This is a genomic window from Roseivirga sp. 4D4 (assembly GCF_001747095.1).
Lineage (GTDB): Bacteria > Bacteroidota > Bacteroidia > Cytophagales > Cyclobacteriaceae > Roseivirga.
Window position 1 is genome coordinate 1488869 of sequence record NZ_MDGP01000001.1, and the last position, 20748, is coordinate 1509616.

The 20748-nt window shown below is 43.2% G+C and carries 17 protein-coding genes; 6 read left to right on the forward strand and 11 right to left on the reverse strand.

Annotation, left to right across the window (positions count from 1 at the left end):
* Nucleotides 1-21: 21 nt before the first annotated feature.
* The 6 genes from BFP97_RS06510 to BFP97_RS06535 form a co-directional block, all read right to left on the reverse strand.
* Entirely contained in the window at nt 22-2649 is a 2628-nt protein-coding gene (locus BFP97_RS06510) for an ABC transporter permease (protein ID WP_069841636.1), read from the reverse strand.
* Nucleotides 2646-2981, reverse strand: coding sequence for a PadR family transcriptional regulator (locus tag BFP97_RS06515; protein WP_069841637.1), 336 nt, complete (start codon nt 2979-2981; stop codon nt 2646-2648). The genes BFP97_RS06510 and BFP97_RS06515 overlap by 4 nt, the downstream gene beginning before the upstream one ends.
* 99 nt (nt 2982-3080) lie before the next feature.
* A complete protein-coding gene (locus BFP97_RS06520; protein WP_083262458.1) occupies nt 3081-5609 on the reverse strand; it encodes a TonB-dependent receptor plug domain-containing protein in 2529 nt (842 codons plus the stop codon).
* A 20-nt stretch (nt 5610-5629) separates the two neighbouring features.
* Nucleotides 5630-6547, reverse strand: a complete 918-nt coding sequence (locus BFP97_RS06525) for a FecR family protein (protein WP_069841639.1) — start codon at nt 6545-6547, stop codon at nt 5630-5632.
* A 43-nt stretch (nt 6548-6590) separates the two neighbouring features.
* Nucleotides 6591-7103 (reverse strand): RNA polymerase sigma factor, encoded by a 513-nt coding sequence (locus BFP97_RS06530; protein ID WP_069841640.1) that lies wholly within the window; start codon nt 7101-7103, stop codon nt 6591-6593.
* 131 nt (nt 7104-7234) lie between these two features.
* Nucleotides 7235-7624: a hypothetical protein gene (locus tag BFP97_RS06535; protein ID WP_069841641.1), complete on the reverse strand. Its 390-nt coding sequence runs from the start codon at nt 7622-7624 to the stop codon at nt 7235-7237.
* A 142-nt stretch (nt 7625-7766) separates the two neighbouring features.
* On the opposite strand from BFP97_RS06535, the gene BFP97_RS06540 reads away from it, so the two are divergent.
* The 4 genes from BFP97_RS06540 (at nt 7767) to BFP97_RS06555 (ending at nt 11840) form a co-directional block, all read left to right on the forward strand.
* Nucleotides 7767-8213, forward strand: a complete 447-nt coding sequence (locus BFP97_RS06540) for an SPFH domain-containing protein (RefSeq protein ID WP_069841642.1) — start codon at nt 7767-7769, stop codon at nt 8211-8213.
* A 297-nt stretch (nt 8214-8510) separates the two neighbouring features.
* Complete coding sequence (locus BFP97_RS06545; RefSeq protein ID WP_069841643.1) at nt 8511-9491, forward strand: CBS domain-containing protein; 981 nt, start codon at nt 8511-8513, stop codon at nt 9489-9491.
* Nucleotides 9492-9569: 78 nt separating this feature from the next.
* The gene (locus tag BFP97_RS06550; RefSeq protein WP_139135211.1) at nt 9570-10232 is read left to right on the forward strand and encodes a hypothetical protein; all 663 of its coding nucleotides are present in this window, start codon (nt 9570-9572) and stop codon (nt 10230-10232) included.
* A 189-nt stretch (nt 10233-10421) separates the two neighbouring features.
* On the forward strand, nt 10422-11840 hold the full coding sequence (locus tag BFP97_RS06555; RefSeq protein WP_069841645.1) for a hypothetical protein: 1419 nt from the start codon (nt 10422-10424) through the stop codon (nt 11838-11840).
* Between the two features lie 114 nt (nt 11841-11954).
* Here the strand turns inward: BFP97_RS06555 and BFP97_RS06560 are convergent, their stop codons facing one another.
* The gene (locus tag BFP97_RS06560; RefSeq protein WP_069841646.1) at nt 11955-12926 is read right to left on the reverse strand and encodes an alkaline phosphatase family protein; all 972 of its coding nucleotides are present in this window, start codon (nt 12924-12926) and stop codon (nt 11955-11957) included.
* A 365-nt stretch (nt 12927-13291) separates the two neighbouring features.
* Between BFP97_RS06560 and BFP97_RS06565 the strand changes: the two genes are divergently transcribed.
* The gene (locus tag BFP97_RS06565; RefSeq protein ID WP_069844226.1) at nt 13292-15346 is read left to right on the forward strand and encodes a S9 family peptidase; all 2055 of its coding nucleotides are present in this window, start codon (nt 13292-13294) and stop codon (nt 15344-15346) included.
* A 90-nt stretch (nt 15347-15436) separates the two neighbouring features.
* On the opposite strand, the gene BFP97_RS06570 is transcribed toward BFP97_RS06565, so the two are convergent.
* Together BFP97_RS06570 and BFP97_RS06575 are read right to left on the reverse strand one after the other, a co-directional pair.
* The gene (locus BFP97_RS06570; RefSeq protein WP_083262459.1) at nt 15437-16840 is read right to left on the reverse strand and encodes an IPT/TIG domain-containing protein; all 1404 of its coding nucleotides are present in this window, start codon (nt 16838-16840) and stop codon (nt 15437-15439) included.
* A 149-nt stretch (nt 16841-16989) separates the two neighbouring features.
* A complete protein-coding gene (locus BFP97_RS06575) occupies nt 16990-17358 on the reverse strand; it encodes a hypothetical protein (protein ID WP_069841648.1) in 369 nt (122 codons plus the stop codon).
* 83 nt (nt 17359-17441) lie between these two features.
* Between BFP97_RS06575 and BFP97_RS06580 the strand changes: the two genes are divergently transcribed.
* The gene (locus BFP97_RS06580; protein ID WP_069841649.1) at nt 17442-18236 is read left to right on the forward strand and encodes a TlpA family protein disulfide reductase; all 795 of its coding nucleotides are present in this window, start codon (nt 17442-17444) and stop codon (nt 18234-18236) included.
* Here BFP97_RS06580 and BFP97_RS06585 read toward each other — a convergent pair.
* Both BFP97_RS06585 and BFP97_RS06590 read right to left on the reverse strand, forming a co-directional pair.
* The gene (locus tag BFP97_RS06585; RefSeq protein ID WP_069841650.1) at nt 18233-18985 is read right to left on the reverse strand and encodes a hypothetical protein; all 753 of its coding nucleotides are present in this window, start codon (nt 18983-18985) and stop codon (nt 18233-18235) included. The two genes, BFP97_RS06580 and BFP97_RS06585, sit on opposite strands and share 4 nt — an antisense overlap.
* A complete protein-coding gene (locus tag BFP97_RS06590; RefSeq protein ID WP_069841651.1) occupies nt 18982-20691 on the reverse strand; it encodes a hypothetical protein in 1710 nt (569 codons plus the stop codon). Before BFP97_RS06590 ends, BFP97_RS06585 begins: the two co-directional genes overlap by 4 nt.
* Nucleotides 20692-20748: the final 57 nt, after the last annotated feature.

The following is a 20748-nucleotide window of genomic DNA, read 5'->3' on the forward strand; positions in this document are numbered from 1 at the left end:
TGAACTACCCTGATATAATCTTTACTCACTCCTTAAAATTTTCACAGGGTTGGTCGATGCCGCCTTGATCACTTGATGACTTATGGTGATGATGGCAATCAACAACAGACTTAAGGTTGGCCAGAGAAAGATATCCAGACTCATATCTATGCGATAGTGAAAGTTATTTAACCAGTCATTGCCCAACCAAAAGATTAATGGCAAAGCCACAAGATTTGCAACCAATACGAGCCCGAAGAATTGCCTGGAAAGTAGGATCATAATCTTGCTCAAAGAGCCTCCCAGCACCTTTCTAATACCCACCTCAGATAGTCTGGCCTGTACCGAGTAAGTCACAAGACCGTATAAGCCTAAACAGGCCAAAATTACCGCAAGGGATGAAAAGAGCCCCACCAATCTCGAAAGCCTGATTTCTTGATCGTACATTCTGGCAATGTCATCGTTGAGAAAGCTAATATTGAAAGGCGCCTCCGGAATAATCGCTTTGTAGTCCTTTTCAATAGACGATATTACCTGGGTCAGGTCATTGCCCTGAGTTTTGATCAGGAAGGTGGAAGGTACCGTAAACGGCATCACAATGGCCATAGGTGCTATTGGTGTATGTAAGGAACTGTAGTTAAAATCCTTCACCACACCCACTACTACCCGGTCACGGTTGTTAAACTGCATTCTTTGTCCTACCGGGTCATCCAGCTTCATCTGTGCGACTGCGGTTTCGTTAAGTACCATGGCCACTGCCGTGTCATTGGGAAACTCCTTGGAGAAAAAGCGCCCTTGTGTGATTTCCAGGTCCATTAAGTCTATAAAGTCATGGCCGGTCTGGTAGTAATTCAATTGGAAGCTTTCATCATCCGAAGCCCCTTCTAAATGTGCAGGGCCGCTGCTCGATGAATTGCTAAACTGATGTGATGACGAGCTAAAGCCTGTGACATAAGGGTTTCTCAGCATGGTATTCCTCAAAACATCATTACGCTCATTCATATCCACACCGAGCACATCTAATATGAGGACATTCTCCGTTTCAAAACCCAGTGGTTGCTCTCTCATATACTGTGTCTGCTTAATGATCAGGAAGCTACCTGTCAGCAAGACGATGGAAACTACAAATTGAAAGATGGTAAGCGCTTTCCGCACGGTATTGCCCGTAGCAGAAGTCTTTAATTTGCCTCTTAGTGCCTTGATGGGACTAAAAGTGGAGAGTACGAATGAAGGATAAAGCCCTGCTAAGAATCCGATCAACAAGGTCACAGCCAATAATACCGGAAGAATCTTCAGCAGACCGCCAATGTCGGTTGGGAGAGTAATCTGTAACAGGTCCGCAAATAAGGGTTGCGCCAACCAGGTAAGTCCTATCGCGATGAACATGCTGGTTAAGGCGAGTAATATCGATTCCCAAAGAAACTGACTCTTGATTCTTGCACTTACCGCCCCCATTACCTTTCTCATACCTATTTCCTTACCGCGATTGAGAGAAATTGCAGTAGAGAGATTCATGTAATTGAGACTGGCTACTACAAGTACCAGGATGGCAATGGCCATCAAAGTGAAAATCGTGCTTTTGTCTCCCAGCCTGACTCCATCTCCCTGATTTGTAAAATGTCCATAATCCAGATAGAGGTTTTTCAAGGGTTGAAAGTGAGCCGTCACTTTGGTATCGGTTCTGGTATAGTTTTCTTCATAGAGCTCGGTTACTCTTGCTTCTAACTGCTTTACATCAAGCTCTGTATCAAGCGAGACATAAGTGTAAAAACCTCCCCATGCCCAGCTATTCAAATTGGCCAAATAGCCCTCTGGCACTACATAGGTATTAAATGAGATCAATAGCTCGAAGTCTAAATGCGTATTAGTGGGCAGCTCTTCGAAGACTCCTGTCACCCGGAGAGGCAGTTCATTGTCGAAGCGAATGATTCTGCCCATTGGGTTTTCATTGCCAAAAAACCTGGTGGCCAAATCCGGGGAAATAACGATGGAATTAGGTTCATCCAGTGCGGTCAACGGATCGCCCAGAGCCAATCGATAATCCATCATTTCCAGGAACATTGAATCAGCATAGAAGCCGCGTTCCAGCACGAAGGGATCATCTTCAATGAAATAGAGGTGCTCATCGGTTGTCCTCAAGCGCGTGACCTTACCAATGCCCGGAAAGTTCTCCTTAATGGCAGGCGCTAATGCGGGCGGAGTTCTCACCCAATTGTAAGTCGCTGTGGGTCGTTCATAGGTACTCGTCACCCGATAAATGTTATCAGCATTTTGATGGAAGTTATCAAAACTCAGCTCCTGCTGTATATAGATAAAAATGATCAAGCTACTGACTAAACCGACTGCCAGTCCCAATAAGTTGATCAAAGAAAAGAGTGGGTTCTTTTTGAGGTTTCTGAGGGTGATCAAAGTGTAATTTCTCAGCATAGCCGTATGGTTTTTAGCATACCAGGTGCTCGGTTTGCTTGATTTCAAAGTATGGCGATTGACAAAAGTGAAGACGTTCTGCCAGTAGTGAAGCCTGGCACGTAGCAGCTTTCCCTGCTGAGCCTGTTTAAAGAATTGCTCCTGCATATCGCCTAATATGCTATCGGCCAATTCATTCTTACAATAGGCCTTGAAAATGCGCGTGGCCAGCTTGGGAGGCTTTATGGGAGTGTTCTTGCTCAACCTTTTGGAATGTCTAATACGTTATTTGGAATCTGGTTCCACAGTATCTTTCGGGCTTCCTGAGTTTCGACTAGGGCCCGCTTGCCCAAAGTGGTAATGGTAAAGTGGCGCTTCTTTCTGCCTCCTCTTAAAGTGGATGTATCCCCTATCCTCGACTCCACAAGCCCTTTCTCTTCGAGGCGATACAAAGAAGTATGTACACTGCTCAATTTGACCGATCGCTTTAACTGCTCCTCGATGGCTTCCGTAACCGATAGCCCATAAGCCTGGTCATGCTGAGCCGCTACCACCAGTAGGACGATCTCCTCAAATTCTCCAATAGCCTGTCTCATATAGGTTTTTACTATTTTGTAAAACAACTAAAGAAACGAAGGGGAAAAGAAAAGGTTATCTTGAAGATTGTGATGATACGGTAAGGCGCCTTGAAGGACCTAGAAGGTTACTTTCAACTGGATATTGGGAGAAAAGCCCAGGCCGTAGCGAATGGTATTATTGATATTGACATTCTCCTGAAAGGCATTGATGATGTTTTGCCGATCATAAACATTCAATATGGAAAAGCCCAAAATGCCTCTCCACGGTGCATTAGGCTTAGAAAATCTATAAGAGGCAGACAAATCCAATTGATGCTGCGCTGGAAAATTGCCCGTATACTCAATATCGTATTGGTTACCATTATTGTCCAGCACCTCATCCCTGTCGGCCTCATAGACCGGCACACCCGACATCAGGCTCCACGATGCCGCCAAATTCCATCGACCCACAGGTGCAAGGAACTTCAGATTGAGTACATGGCGCTGGTCATAGAAGGCATCTCTGGTGACCAATCTTCTGGGTCCCTGCTGCTGCTCGACTCTAAAGGTTTCTTCTGCATGACTCAAAGAATAGCTTAGCCAGGACTCGAAACCTCTCCATCGTTTCTTCGCCAGAAAATCGATGCCTTTCACATTGAGATCTCCTGTAATAATGGGGACCTGACCGGTACCAGGTCGAATCACATTTTTGACGTCCTTGTCGTACAGTTCGATATCGAAAAGCCAGCTACCATGATCGAGCAAGGCACCCATCATATATTGCTTCCCCCTTAGCACTGGAATGTTCTCATCGACCAATAACCAGAACTGATTCTGAATCCTAAAGTCATCGAAGTCATTGGCGAAATTCTGCCTCACATATTGATAAGAACCTGTCGCTGAACCCTTGAAGAACAATGACTTAGACACCAAATAAGTAACAAATAGTTTAGGTGCAAAAAACGACTGATCACCCACCGAAAAATGATTGGATCGGATACCCGCATCCACGATCAGCTTATCGCTAAACTGATGTTTTAAACTGAGGTATAAGGCGTTGATATCACCATTACCACTTCGTCTATCGACCACCTGAGGGTTGTCTCCATCGATCGTATCATCGAAAGTGATATCATGGTTCGAGAACTCATATCCCGCATTCAAATCTGTCTTTTGATCGAGCTCTACATTGAGTGCTACATCTAACCTTTGATCGTCAATTCCATTTTTGACAAACTCCCTGTTTACACCATTGCCATTGTTCCTGGGTTCGGTACGTTGCTCCTCCAATCTGAATTGCGAAGAAGTATATCGTGTTCTCAAATTGACGGCATCAGAGAGTTGCCCCTGCCACTCCAGGGTCAGCCCCCAGTTGTCTAGCTCGGACGTTTCCGTTTCCAATCGGTTCTGGTTGGGCGAGAACAGGTCATAGGAAAAGTCATTGCCGATATTGAGGAAACTCAAGCTTAAATGATGTCGCTGGCCAGGTTTATAAATGAGCTTACCATTGATATCACTAAAGCCAATATTCAGGTTTCGGAGCTCTATAGGCCCATTCAGCGCAATATCTGAAATTCTGCTTCCTTGAAAGTTCAGGTCATAATAAGCTTCCAGTTTTGGAGGCATATTGCCGAATACATTCGCTCTTCCCGACAGGATAAGCCCTAACTTATCTTTCACGATGGGCAGCCTCAATTCCAAGCCTGAAGTCACCGTATTGGTCATCAGGCCAATACTTGCCGAATCAGGCACATGTTGCTGGGTTTTGATATCGATCACCCCTCCTACACGACCGCCCCAGGAAGCAGGCAATCCACTTCTGTAAATGCTGATCTTATCTACGATCCCCGGGTTATAGGGCGAAAAGGTCCCGAAGAAATGTCCTGTATGGTAAATGGGGATATTATCGAAAAGGGTCAGGTTTTGGTCGAAAGGTCCTCCCCTTAGATTAAGACTACCGGGCTTGCCATTGGGTGATCGAATGCCGGGGATAGCCTGCAGCACCTGATAAACATCTCCATCCGTTTCTCCCGCGATCAGGCTGAGGTCCGTCATATCGACTTCGATGCGATGATCTCCCAAGACGGAATTAACTCCTGTGGTGATATAAGACAGGATGGTAACATCCCCCAAATCGGTGGTTTCGGCCTTCATTTCCACCACACCGCCTTTGGACTTTAAGTCCCCAACAGTAGTTGCCACCGGGTGGTAGAAAGAGGTATTGATGGTAATAGAGTCCGTTATAAAGGTGTTTTGAACCGTATAGCGACCTTCCTGAGGAAGTAAATAGGTAGGCGATTCATTGTTGAGCGACACGTAGATCAAATCGATCGGCCGTTGATCATCGATATCTCGTGCGCTGAATTCAAGGTTTGAACGAATGGGGATCACCAGAATACCATTCGACCCGACCCGTTCGAAACTTAAAGGAAGTCCATCACTGATTCTTTCCAAGGATGCCTCTAAAGACTCACTCGTATTATCAAAGCGCAATTGAAGTGCTTGTATCAGCCTTGGATTGTAGGAAAAAACAACCTTGTGTTTCTGTTCCAGGCTTTTGAAAACCTCAATGATCGATGCTCGGGATTGGGCTACACCCCATTGTCCAGCCCCCAATAGCAAACAGCATGTCCATACAAAACAAGTCGACCTAAGGCTTTTGAGCATATTCAAAGATGAAGCGGCTTTTATTCAAAAACAACTGTTCCGTCAGCACCAAGGGTATATGCGATCTCTAAAGGAGTGAATATGGAGCGTAAGGCTTCCTCCAGGTTGTTATGCGAGAAGCTACCCGAATAGCTTTCATCGGCAAGGTCGTCCGGCAGATTGATCTCCACCTGATAGTATCTCTTGAGGTCATTGACGACATCATCGAGGTCTGTTAATTCATAAATACTCAAAGCCCCCGTCCAGTTGGGTGTTCTGTTATTGAAGGAAACCCTTTCAAAGGTTCCGTTTTCGAACAAAATTCCCTCACCCGGTTTCAGTATTTCTTGCCGATCGCTTGAGATCACCGCAACACTTCCCTCGAAGCAATTGACTTTCAGGGCACCATTGATCGTTTGCACATCGAACTCGGTACCCAGCACGGTGACATCGCCATAGGCCGTATTCACGGTAAACTTAGCCCCAGACTCTACGTCAAAGAAGGCCTGACCTTCCAGATCAATCAGTCTTTCATCTTCCCAGGCACCTTTATCATAGCTGGCACTGGAAACGGCACCCAAAGTAATGATAGAGCCATTAGGCAATTCGTGCTCAATAGTTTCTGCCAAGCCAGTATTGAGGTCTACCAAACCACTATTGGTGTTAGCGTCATAGACAAACCAAACGGTAGCCAATAAGGCAATGGCCGCAGCAACTCTGAGGAAAGGTCTAAAGCTGATGACCTTGGTTTCGGGTTTAGGCGCAGCGGTTTTTGCTCGAAGTCTTTGGAGACTTGCTTCGGTATCCACCGGAGGCAGTGACCAGGTGCTAACATCATCCAGCACCGCTTTGAGATCACCCAGATCATCTCTTTGTGCGAGAGTAGCCTTCTCCTCTTCGGAGAGGTCTCCGCTAAGCCAGCGGGCAATAATTTCTTTATTTTCGAGTTCTGCGCTCACAATTAACTAACGAGGGACTTTCAGGCTCACCCAACCCCCAGGCTTAAATATTTTTAAATTCTTCTATTCTGTCTTTTAGTTTGACCAAAGCCTTGGCCATGCGTTTCTCCACTGCCGTCTGGCTCACTCCCAGCATTTCAGCGATTTCCTTATACGTATGCTTCTCGATTCTATTCAGTAAGAATACCTCACGCTGCCCTTCGGGCAAATCTGAGATCACCTCCTCTATCCGCTGACGGAACTCTTCTGTTCTCAGGATATGGTAAGGGTCTTCATTATTCTGCTGGGTGATTTGATCCTTCTCGAATTTGAGAGAGACCTTTTTGGAACGTACCTGATCCAGAAACAAGCGATTGGCCACGGTATGGACAAAGCCCGTCACCTTTTCAAAAAGTACATCCGCACACTTTTGCCAAAGGCGGATAAAGCTCTCCTGCGCGATATCCTCCGCCTGGTCTAAGTCACCACATTTATAATAGACGTAGTTCCTTAAACCCGTAAAATGCTTGCGGTATAAGCTGTTATAAACCTCCTCTTGACAGACTGATTCCTGCATTGCCCTGAAAGTACATAATTACCCGGAATTTGCATTAGAAAATCTATTCCGTAGCCAAGGCATAAACTTAGGTTTGATTATTTGCCATGGAAAGATGGAGTGGAATTATTTGGGGTCTGGTAAGTCTAGGACTATTCTTTCACAGCATCGAAGAATAACAACTTAGCGGTAGGATCTTCTGGGTTCTCCACTGGCCATTCTTTCAACACCATTTTATTAGATGAGAGCTCTTTGATCACAAACCTTGTATTATCAAAAAACAGCAAGCTATCATTCTGTATTAGCATATCACTGTCTCTATTAACCACCCCTGCATACCTAATATGTGCTTTCTTTTTCTTCAGGTCGAATCGAACCTCATAAAGTGGTTTAAAGAGGTCACCCCATGCATCTCGTTCCCTACCAGTCACCCATTTTCTTTTTACTTCTTTCCATTTACCTTCTAAATCCAAGTGGTCAATTTGAGGAGTATTAGGTAGGACTACCAAAAAAAATAGTGCCAAAGCGAAGGTTTTATGCATAAGGACGAAAGACTAGATTAATAAGCAATTATAAGTATTCTTTGATCAAAGCCCCTAGGGTCTTAGCGGCCAATTTGCAAAGAGTTGGTTATTGAAGAACTTTTAAACACATTTCGTAATTAGATTTGATTCTAAACCGACAATGAGAAAACCCTTAGTAATACTAGTTACTCTCATCCTCTTCTCATGTGCAAAGAAGGACGAACCTGTTACTCATGGTTTTGATATGTTGTTCAACGCACTCGATAAGAAGGCAAATTCGTTTAACATTGGCATCAGATCGGATCTCGTTTATACAGAGAGTACTGAAGCTAATTTTGAAAAAGAGTACGGCTCAGAGTATAAGGATGCCTTTCTCATCCCCATTTTCAAACGTATTGCACGGACGAACTTGAAAAACTACTCAGCAGGAGAAATTTACAACTACCAACGTCCTGAAATTGAGAGAAAAATCCTAGACCAAACAAAATTGGCGTTCGATTCAATTGACATTGAAGTGACAAGGTTTTTCATTACCACAATAGAAATACCCGATGATTTAATGAAGAGGCTCGAACAAGAGCACCTCGAAAGAAAGGGTAAAAACTAATCATAAGAGTATGAGGTAACTCTATATTCATCATTCAGCCTTTAACATTCTATCCCCCATTTATCACCACAAACCGCCTTCCAAATTTTCCATTTGTGATTATACTCATATTTTCTTTTCTTCATAATAGATAAAACACAACAATACCATATACTCTCTGTGCTTTTCTATACAAGGTAAATGTGCCTATAGCATCCTATAATTGGTTGGCTAACGCTCATTTTTTGTGAACTATTAGAGATATAGCGCTCATAAAGCGAGCCTTGTATAACGTTGTCAATAATTATAAAGACAAAAATGGCTTATCTACCGAATAAGGAAATTACCGAATTAGCCAAACTGATAAACAAAAATGGCAAGGCAGTTAAAATAACACCTAAAAAGTTGCTTGAATATTTCGGTACGAGTAGGAGAAAAACTCATGTTAAATGGTGGATTGATAAAGCGTTAAGGGAACTTAAATTAAAAACCCAACCCGACTATAAAACGGCCTATCTGTATGGTGAAATTCATTTGAAAAGACAGAGGGATGCGACAGAGCAGGAAGATTTTGTACAAAGAGTAAGGTTGTTAGATGCAGCCAATAGAGAGCCCAAGTCGGTCACTAAAAACGACTCAATTGAAAAGGCAATGACGTTGATGATGACAAATGATTTTTCGCAACTTCCTGTAATGAATGGACCAAGTTCAAAGAGAGTTGATGGAATGATAAGTTGGCATTCAATTGGCTGGACAACCGCCAAAGGCAAAAAGGCAGAAAAAGTTCAAGACTGCATGAAGACGGATTGTACAATCATTTCGTATGACACTCCAATATTAGAAGCAATACATGTAATTAAAGAAAATGAGGTTGTACTTGTTCAAAAGATAGATCAATCAATTTCTGGATTACTCACAGTAACCGATATAGCGGATGAATTTTTTGAGTTAGCGGAACCATTTTTGCTAATCGGACAAATAGAAACAAGCATTAGAGTATTACTAGAAGACAAGTTTACCATTGAAGAATTAAGTGAAATAAAACATGGTGATGATGATAGAGATATTAGTTCTGTATCAGATTTGACCTTCAGTGAATATATACAGCTTATGAGAAAAGGTGATAATTGGAAGAAAATTCAAATCCCACTTGATAAAGACGAATTCACTAAAAGGCTTGATGAAGTGAGAGAGATAAGGAATGATGTTATGCATTTTTCCTCTGACAATCTAGACCCTGAACAGCAAAATACTTTAAAGCTTACTGCTCAATTCTTGAAAGAAGTATTAACAAAATAACTATTGCCAATAACACCTATATGCAATGCTCTTCGGGACGCTGCGCATAGCCAAAAAGTTAGACACAATATCTTACCTATGAAAAAAATTATAGAATCAATTGAATCTGCTATACCGTTTCTGCAACCTTATGACCCTTGGGTTAAGTGGCTAGTATCAGTATGGATTCTAGTAACAGCTGGTATCTTGGTTGCATTACTCTTTGGTAATCGTTCACCTGTCCCAAATGAAACAAAGAATGAACCTTTAAATCAAGAACAAAATATGAAATGGTCTAGAACCGGAGATAGAGTAATAGATGATGTTATTACTAATCTTAACAAGATGGAAGCAGCGGATAGCTTAAACCAGAGTACTCTAATAACTGCTCTTAGCCCGTTATTCACTAGACCTGCTTTCTACGGGATAAGAGAGGAGAACTGGGAATACTTTTTATTCGTATTGGCAAGAACTAGACTTCTTTTAGAACACTATTCTCAACATATAAAATCTCCGAAATCTCTTAGAGACTCTATTCAAGAGGCATCTATATTAATGGTTCAACTACAAAATGAGATTAAAACAATATACGGACCGGCATTCTCTGTTACGGACCACATTAGTACATATATAAACGATAAAGAAGGATTCGTTAAAAACTTACCTAAACAACAAATTGAGATAGACTACAAATTTTTTGACGCTCGGGATGAAACGATAAGAGAAATTAGAGATATTCTCAAAAACACTGGTCTTTTGTAAGACGATAAAAATCGTCTTACAAATGCTATGAATGAATGGGGTTTCATTGGTCAGGATATTTTGTGGGGATTGGAAAGTCCGCCAAGCGTGCCTACCTGTCAACAGACAGGGCTATTTGCAAGACGAAATTCTTATCCACACTCATCGCTACCGTACGTTAGCAGCAATATCTAATTCAACGAATCTAGAATGAAGGATAGTGATTTAATAAGAGATGTGATTGAACTGTTTCTGGTTCAATATTTTGACACAATAGAAATGTCAGGAAATGTCAAGAGTGAAAGGCTTGAAGACATAAACTATTTCAGTGTTAACTTAACTGAAACAGGCTACGAAGAGGATATAGATAAAATTCACCAATGCCTTTCCAAACACCTATCGAATTGGGTAAAAGTAAATGGAAAGGTGTTTGATAACTATGTCGCTTTGTCAAACTTAACTATCGAATATTTACTACCTGAAAAAGGCGGTGCTAATCAAAATCAGTCAAAGAGTATAACCTTATTTCATGTACCTGATTATTATTACGCAAATCATCTAAAGAAATTAAAGCCTCTTTCACCAACCCGAATATGGCTTCTAAAAACCTGGTACAATACCATCTTAAGAAATACTATTATAGTTTCAACTCTCTCTATAACTCTCATTTTGATAAGCATTCGCATAAACTCCTTAGATCCCAACTTTGAGGTTCGTTTAGCTAAATCATTCGATTATGTCAATATAGCAAGTGGAATAATTGCCTCATTTGCTTTGGCGTTTATTACCAGTAAGGTAATAAGCTTGAGAAGTGAAAAATTAAACCGAACTGGTAAAATCAAGGAACTCTCTAACCAATTGACATATTTTAGAAGTATTTGCTCTAATTTCTTAGACAATTATACTTATTGGTCTCCCAGCAATAAGTACTATAATGCCTACCAACATGCAAATTCGATTAAGGATAAAATAACTTATGAAGACTACCGCTATCCGAATTATGATGATGATATAAAATATGCCAAATATCAATCTCACTACAACAGAGACGTTTCTAATGGGGTGGTAACTCTTATTCTTCAAATGGAAATGTTTACAGGAAGAAATTTTTTAAACTCCGGATTATCCTTTACAGATTTTCCTCCCAATTACATCTATTCTCTCAACGAAATGGAGAACTTCATTCTTTTTCATGATTCAAATGAGATTTGGTACTGCTCTTCTCAAATGAAAATATTTCCTGAGAAATTCATTTCTTCACATGCAACAAATGAAATACTGAAGGATATAAATCGAATCTATCCCGATAGAGAAGAGAATACCTTGACAAGTGAATTATTCGAAAGATTAAGTCTTGATTTTCAATATAGGGTTATACCAGAATTATTTAGATTGATAAGACTAAATGAATCCAAATTACCCTTGACCATGAATTATTTCGTTTCAATGTTCATTTTGCTTCTAGCCTTTGGAATAATTGTACCAACAATAACATACATTTTCTTACAAGGCATTTATTCTTTTCTAAGTGTATTCATTGTAATTGGTATCATCACGCACATCCTGTTGAGTTTGAAACCAATACTAAATACTGAAAACTCACTAAATAGAAGTGTTGACTATTATTGAAAAACTCCTACCCCTCTGGTTCGCAATGTAGTGCGGACCCGTCTTACAAGATCAGCACTCACTGCAAGCCTGCCTATCGGCAGACAGGTGAGCGCTAGGATTGTTTGAGTAACCTCACTCTCGCCTCCCAACAAAAGCCTTCCCATCAATCCCTACCTCTATTTCTTTAGGCATCTTCAAACCCATATAATTCACAATTGAGGGCATAATATCCACAATGCCTGGGTTTTGATAGAAGGATGGTAATGGTGCTGGGTAATTGGTGACTATCCATGTGGTGCGTTCTCGGTCGGACTGACCACCATGTCCTTTGCCATTCGAAGCAGTTCTACCATGGTCGGTAGTGATGATGATTAGCCAGTCTTCATCATGTTGAGCTTCCCGTTGTTGAATGGCCTTCCAAATGCGGCCTACCTGTGCATCGGCTAACTCGACTGCCTGGGTCATCTGTGGACTGTCCCCATAACGATGGCCCATATCGTCTGGGTATTCTAAATACACCCAAGAAAGGTCTGGTGCATCGCTGGCAATATACGCTGCCGCTTTATTGGCTACCATTTCATCGATATCCCTGATAAATTGGCGCTCCTCATCATGCGGAAAGCGCACGGTATCCAATTCAAAGCCATCGAAGGCATAATCCATTTTGAGATTCCCTGTTTCGGGAAGCCCCTCTCCGATCAGCTTGGTCCGGTTATCCAACCACGTAGAGAAGATGGCGGTTTGCAAGTCTGAGTCATGTTCCTTGGCTACCCTGAAAATGCTCCAGTAGTCGTAGTTCGGTTCTTTTATGCTATTGCCCCAGACATTGTGCTTGTTGGCCCAGGTGCCTGTCAGCAGGCTATTATAGCCTACAGCGGAGATCGTGGGCGATTCGGAGACACCACCCTTCTCTCCGCCTACATAAACGCGCGTATAGCCTGTTTGGCCTGCAATCTCATCGAGATAAGGTGTGTTGGTGGATTCGAGTACATCCGCTGGGATACCATCTAGTAATATAAAGACTACTTTTCTTTCCTTGGATGGGCTTTGGCAGGCGGATGCAAAAAGTGTACTAATCAATGCTAGCACTAAAAACCTATTCATACTCATATCGTTTTCAAATAATCCCTTGATACTACCTCCCTTTTTATCCCGAGCGAAGTCGAGGGAACTCACCCAATATAGTAAAACGATTACTTGAGAAGGCCCTTCGGCTCCGCTCAGGGTAGAAAGAGGTATGAAGCCCTTTGGCCCGCCTGGTTCGCAATGTAGTGCGAACCAGTATTACTAGTCTAGCACTGGACTATCCATTCAAAATTCTAAATTCTTCATTCCTAATTCTAAATCCTTAATTCTCCCTCCTTCACCCTTCATCCTTCAACCTTGACCCTTCAACATCCACTTATCAAATCAGCTTTTAAAGTGATATGGGATTTGGTTATCTTAATCCTCAAATCAACCTCAAAACCATGAAGCCATTCAAGCAACTCTCGCTATTTAGCTTACTCCTCTTTTTATCGCTTTCTGTCAATGCTCAGGTATCCAACAAGATGGAAATGCTCGACATTTTCAATTTGGAGTTTGTCTCAGACCCCCAGATTTCACCCGATGGACAAAAGGTTATTTATGTACGAAACTTCAAAGACATTATGACCGACAGAGGCCTATCAAACCTCTGGATTGCCAACTTTGATGGAACACAAAACAGACCCTTAACGACAGGTGAGCAAAACGATCGTTCCCCACGATGGTCGCATGATGGCAGCCGCATTGTCTATACTTCCAACAAGTCAGGCAAGTCAGAAATCTACCTGCGTTGGATGGATTCTGGGGATGAAATGGTGCTTGTCAATTCAGAGAAATCACCTTCAAGTATTACTTGGTCTCCTGATGATAAACATCTGGCTTTTAATATGTTTGTTCCGAAAGTAAAGCCTTCTCCCATTAAGATGCCAGCCAAGCCGAAAGGCGCTACCTGGAATGCACCACCAAAGTATGTTGATGACCTGGGCTGGAGACGCGATGGTGTTGGCGAGGTAACTCCTGGCAACCAGCAGTTATTCACTGTTCCGGTATCGGGAGGCACCCCAAGACAGCTAACAGACGGTCCTTTCAATCATGGCAATGCGGTTTGGGCTAAGGATGGCAAACATCTTTACTTCAGTGCCAACATGCGGGATGACAGAGAGTTTGAGGGCACAGACTCGGATATCTACAGCCTATCGCTTAGTGATGGCACATTGACCAAGCTAACAGACCGCTATGGCCCCGACAGAAGTCCGACTATCTCCCCTGACGGAAAGAAAATGGCTTACCTCGGTTTTGATGATAAGTACAATGGCTATCAGATTAGTCGTCTCTATGTAGCCAATGTGGATGGCTCCAATAGTCAACTGATCTCAGGTAAGCTGGATCGCGATGTGAACAATATCAAATGGTCTGCCGATGGCAAAGGACTTTACTTCCAATACATTGATAAAGCCCATACTAAAATTGCCTATATGACCCTAAAAGGGAAAGTCACGGATATTACCGAGGGCTTGGGTGGTGTATCCTTAGGAAGGCCTTATACCTCAGGTGCCTATTCTATTGCCGACAACGGCAATTATGCCTATACCTGGGCAGAAACACATGAACCTTCAGATCTGGGTGTTGGTAATGGTGGAAAGAACCGCAGGGTCACTAAGGTGAACGAAGACCTGTTTGACTATAAGCAACTGGGCAAAGTAGAAGAGATTTGGTACAAGTCGTCTGTAGATGGACTTGATATCAACGGATGGATCGTAACGCCCCCAGATTTTGACCCTGGCAAGAAATATCCTTTGATTCTGGAAATTCATGGCGGACCATTTTCGAGCTATGGGCCGGTCTTTTCCGGAGAAATCCAACTCATGGCGGCTGCAGGCTATGTGGTGCTTTACACTAACCCGAGAGGTAGTACCAGTTACGGCTTTGATTTCGGCAATGAGATTGACAAAAACTACCCTAGTAAGGATTATGATGATTTAATGTCTGGCGTAGACGAAGTGATCAGCCGTGGTTACATCGATGAAAGCCAGTTATTCGTCACTGGTGGATCTGGTGGTGGTGTATTGACTTCCTGGATTGTCGGTAAAACAGATCGCTTTAAAGCAGCTGTAGTAGCTAAGCCTGTGATCAACTGGTATAGCTGGGCATTGTATTCTGATATGTCGGCCTTTGCTACCCGCTACTGGTTTGACAAGAAGCCTTGGGAAGATCCTGAAAAGTATATGAAGCACTCTCCTATCTCATTGATCGGTAATGTGACCACACCCACCATGCTATTGACGGGAGAAGCAGATTTAAGAACACCGATCCACGAATCCGAGCAGTATTACACCGCGCTGAAGCTACAAGGTGTGGAAACTGCTATGGTGAGGATTCCAGGGGCATATCACGGCATTGCGGCACGACCAAGTAACCTGATTGCCAAGGTATCGTCCATACTGGGCTGGTTTGATAAGTATAGAACCGAATCAGTGTCGGTGGATATCAGGCGATAATCCTAACACAAGAAAAGTCAAAGGCCTCGATCCACTACGATTCGAGGCCTTTTTATTTGACCCAGTGCCTCAATTAAATAATTGTATGAATCAATTTTGAACGAAGTCTCGCATAATGGTCCAGAAGTTCGCTTCCAAATCATCCATATCCACTCCAAAGTGCTTTAAGAATGCTTCTGGCTGAGGCATTCCAGCACCCAGGTCATCATAGTAGTTTTTCATGTCATGGATGTCATTGTCAAGTTCACCATCTTCCAACAAGTAACGGACCACTAGTTCGAAAAAGCCATAGTACTCCACGGTTCTAAAGGAATCTATAATCTCCTGCGGAAAGTCTCCCCAAACCTTAATCTGGATGGGATTTCCTCCTCCAGGTACGTTGGCCATCAGTCTTTGCCAGTCATCCAATTGTTGTAAGGTTTGAATACGGTGATTACGTGCGCCATAGTTGGCGAAGCCCTCTCGCATCCAAACGGTATTGGCTTGTCGGTTTGTGTACTCGCCAATCATTAAAAACTCGGTCACATGAGTGATTTCATGTTGAAAAACCTTCCACCAACGATCCAAGTCTCCGTCATAGCGAGGCGAATCTCTAGACCGAATTATGCAGCCATCACGGTAGGCCAAACCGGAAAATGACGCCTGATTATAGTCTGCCATGATATGAATCTTGTTCGCTCCCCATAGAGAAGCCCATTCTGGTTGGAAATCAAAGTCCCCTTCCTGATAATCAATGATCGATTTGATATCTTCCAAAGCCGTTTCAGCCTCCTCGGATATCGTTCTGCGCATCTCCTGGCTGGCTTGATCACTGTAGACCATAAAGTGCTCTGATTCAACAGGGTTATCATCGTGATAACGTGTATCCCATCCCGGAAGACCCCATGATCCTCTTGAGGTATTGATTTTGAAATCGCTCTCGCTGGTTACGCTTTGTCCCTTGACCCTTACCGTCAACTTCCCTACGCTATTGAATTTAAGTGGTACTTTCACTCTGATGGAGGTACTATTGGCGGCTGTCACCTCTCCTATAACACCAAAGAAGTTAACCGATACATCGATCGGGTCATCTCCGAAATTCTCTCCTGTAATCTCTATTTCTTCGCCTAAGAAGCCCTCGTCCTTTGAAATGGCGGTGATCACTGGTGGATCAGCTACCAAAATGGTCAAATCCTGACTACTGAGTACTTCCTCATTATTTTTCTGAACAGTAACAGGGCCAGAAGTCACTCCATTGGGTATTTCTACCTCTATGCTACTCGTTGAAAGATTGGTAATCCTCAAATTCTTGCCCTGCAATAACACCTTCATCTCACTGACACGATTACTGAAGTTATTGCCGCTGATGGTAAGTAGGTCCCCACAATACAATGCGGGTGGTTCCAAGGAGGATATCTCCATTAAATTAGCCCCAGACTCTTTATCGCCACAGGCGGAAAAGACTAATAATGGGAAACAAAATATTAGGGTTAGAAACGGCCGAATTGATCTCATTTTCTCTTTGGTTTATGTGTAAACACTTACCCAAGAAACCATGGTTTAACAAGAAGAAACAACCGTTTTTTGAATTTCACATGATCATGTGATAAACAGAAAGCGAGTGAGAATTGATTACAAAAGCACTTATGGAAACGTAGTTCAGGTTAAGACAGGAAGTCCATCTCCGTACAGGCTATTAACCTGCTATCGGCAAGTGCTTCTGTTCTTAGATGCCCAGGATAGTCAGGGTGGCCACCGAGTTGGGCCAAAGCCATTTTATTGGGATACTTCACGATGAGCACTGCATCCCAAAGTCGTGCGTCATGCGGACCAATTAGCATACCCATCGGTTGACCCGACCACACCAATTCAGCCCCTACTTCAACAATCAAGGGGGCCACCGCTTTGATATAAGCCTGATACTTACTGAGCCCTGCGGTTTTGAACTTGAGCATATTGATCATAAACAAGGGCCCAATATCAGGCATTTCCATAAACTGTTGTTGCTGTTCTGGTGTCGGATTAATATGCATAGCTTCTTCGTTTCAGATATAAGATAGTCTTTTCTGAAAAGAAACATCGACTAACAAAACCGCTGAATTATCTTTATAGCATCATGCGAACTCAGATCATAGCTTCTATTCTGTTCATTTCCATCATTATGGGCTGCAGCAGCGCTTCAGAAAAGAAGACGTTCACCACCCAGTATGGGAGTATGAAGGCCCTTCAGGCTCATCTGGAGCAGGACAAGATGACTTGGTGGACTTACCACAAAGGGCATATCGTTCTTTCCAAAGAATTCAATGCATTGGATATCGATGGGACTGAAATCACTAAGAAGGCCTTTTTGGAAAAGCTCAATACGGGTGACTTCATCACACTGGAAGTTGAAGATGAAGCGAAGGAATCCTATTATCACCTTCTACCCATCTCCGAAGATGCCGATGAATCTATCAGTGGTATGGTTGAGGTAGATGGCTATTCCGCGCTGGAGCACTTTCTTCAAGAAGGAAAAGACTTTGCCGATTTTGACTTTACTGACCTGGAAGGCAATCACTTTACACGTCAGGATCTGGCCGGAAAGACCATATTCTTAAAAACCTGGTTTATCGCCTGTGCCCCGTGTATTGAAGAAATGCCACACCTCAATGAGATGGTGACCTCTTACCAAAACAGAGAAGATGTCATCTTCATTAGTCTTGCCCTTGACAAACCTGAGGCTTTGAAAAAGTTTCTCAGCGAAACCCAGTTTGACTACAAAGTCGTAGCCCTTCAGGGTGATTTCATTGTCGAAAACCTTGTCAATCTGGCTTATCCCACACATTACATCATAGGCCCTGACGGTAAAGTCAAGAAGGTAACCCAAAACTTCGAAGAACTGGATTTAGCCCGAATTGCTATGGGCATTTAGCCATCAGGACAGGCATATTCATAGGAGTCTCGCTCGAACTGCATATTGAAACTACTTCCAGGTACGATTTTCATCCCTGGCCAGTCGTCCCAAAGCTTTGCCGTCAGCGTATTGGATTCCGGCTCAGCATCAAGCTTCCAGTCCACTAGCGCCACCAGTTTTTCATATCCAGCACTTTCAGTTCCTAGTTCCCAATAGACGAGGTAGTCCTCTCCCACGCAAATTACGCCTCCGTCAATCACTCCCTCAGTTTGAATCTCGGTCATGATCTCAGCGACCTGGCTCATAAAACTATCCGAGCTTAGTCCTGACGGCCTACTGGCTACCAAATGACGCACTTCTCCGGCCATCCACTCAACCGCCTTATCAATCAAATAGCAAGGTTGTTCTGAAGTGAGGGTACCTTGGAAAAGAGTCGGAAAATCAGCTCGACTATCATCGGTATAAACAGAGCCATGGGTTAAGGTGTAGGTTCTTACGCCTAAGGTATTGAAGCCATTGTGATAGGTATCCTGTGATTCCCAGTACAAAATGGCCGTTTCATCCGGCACGGTATCCGGCTTGTTAGGCAGGTCGCAAGGAATGGTCGGAATATAGGCGCAAAGACCAATAGGCGTCTGCATTTCTACCGTAGCAGGCACAAAAACGGTGCAAAGCTTGTCGTAGAAGTCCGATACCTTGAGCGATGGTGATCTATACCCTCTCCATACTCTGACGGCATTGGGCGGTGGTGGTGTCTGTCTATTCATGATGATTTCTTTTGATCGGTTTTACCTGCAGCCACAATTTGTGCGGCTACTTTCTTCAAAAACCCAACTGGCGGTGCAGGCTCCTCTGGCTTTTTATAGGGGCAACCTAATGGAAACTTCCAGTGGTCATTGACACAAAAGCTGCAAGCTCCTTCCGAACGAGTCAAATAGCCTTTTTCTCCTGATTCACCCTCCTTATAGGACAGGTTGCCATGATTGTACAAGCCTTCCAGTACTTCGGCCATCTGTCGATGTGGATTGTAGTAATCAGGACTAAGCACTTTTAATGCATCTGAAAACTGCTTCTCAAGTTCCTCAAAGACCTGATAGGTATTCGATGTGATTTGAATCGCTGTATAATCTTCTGATTCTTCCCCCGGAACGATGTCAATATCCTTGCTCTGCTCAAAGTAGGCGTAGCAATCGGCATAGTCCTTTTTAAAGGCATCGAAGTCGCTGCCGCTCATTCTGAACTGAGGCAAGAAGTTCGTGTTATAGGAAAAATGTGGGGTTACAATCAGCCGGGTAGTCAACTCATATTTACGACCATCAATTTCCGTGGAGAATTTAAAGTAACATGGGTTATTATCATCGATTGTTTCTTTGAAGAGTGTAAAAGCACCATCCTTGGGATATTTCGGCATAGGATACTTCTGATCGATTAACCCATCAAAGGCATCTCTAAACATGTTCCATGAAGACTCTCCCACTAGGTAGAGCACTACCGGCTTGGTCTGAACCATCTGCTTGATGGCCCAAGAGTTTTTGGAAACACAGTTATTGACAATGGTTTCTTCCTGATTCCCCAGATAGTCTTCATTCCAATGCGGTGAAGCGCAAGCGACCATATCCAACTGACCGACATCCTCCCCGATTTGAATGTCTGCGTCTTTCATGCCCTTGGCTTTCAGGAAGTCTGAAAACATCTTCAGTGTTGGTACAAACTGCTCATAATAACCGATCTGTTCCTGATACACATCGGTAGAAATCCCAGCAGGCACATTTAGTCTAGCTGCAATCACATCTCCTTTCTTGAAGACATTATCAGGGCCATAGTGATTGTATAAGAGCACATAACGCGGGGTTCCTGTACTTCTATTCAGGGGAATGACGGTATTCTCGCTATCTCCATCATATAATACTTCGATGGAATAGTCAGGTCCTTGGTTGGTTCTTTCGGCACTCATTACCTGACCATCCTTCTCCGCAATAATCTGGCCCTCAGGTAGCAAGTATTGCTTCACGAAGTCCAAATCGAGATGCTCCTGGTATACTGATCGATATCGATAGTAATAGGCATATTTCGTCCAGGCATCGGTTTTGTCATCACTGGTAAAGTTGGGGTAAGCCCAACTTGTCCCTTGGAGTCCAGGAGCAAATGCCGTCATATTAGGATTGATGCCAATGGTCATGATCGGTGCCTTGCGACAGCCGTCCATCACTTCCCCGTTAGGGAAGGCTTCTTCCCTAGTCTTTCCTTTTAGCCATAGATAATCTTCAGGGCTACCCTCAGGTTTATTTTCTTTTGGAATACTGCTATCAAAGTCAAAGGTCGGATAAGGACCATAGGGTTGTTTTAGTGGGTTATCCGGCCAAAAGAACTTGCAGGTTCCACATGATCTGACATTGTAAACCAAATCTATTTCTAATGGATCTTTCGAATCGACATTGACCGCCCTGGGTGGGTTGTACTGAGGAGTATTCATGTGTGGATATTTAAGAGTAATAAATAAAGCCGGCTCGCAAATGCAAGCCGGCTTCAC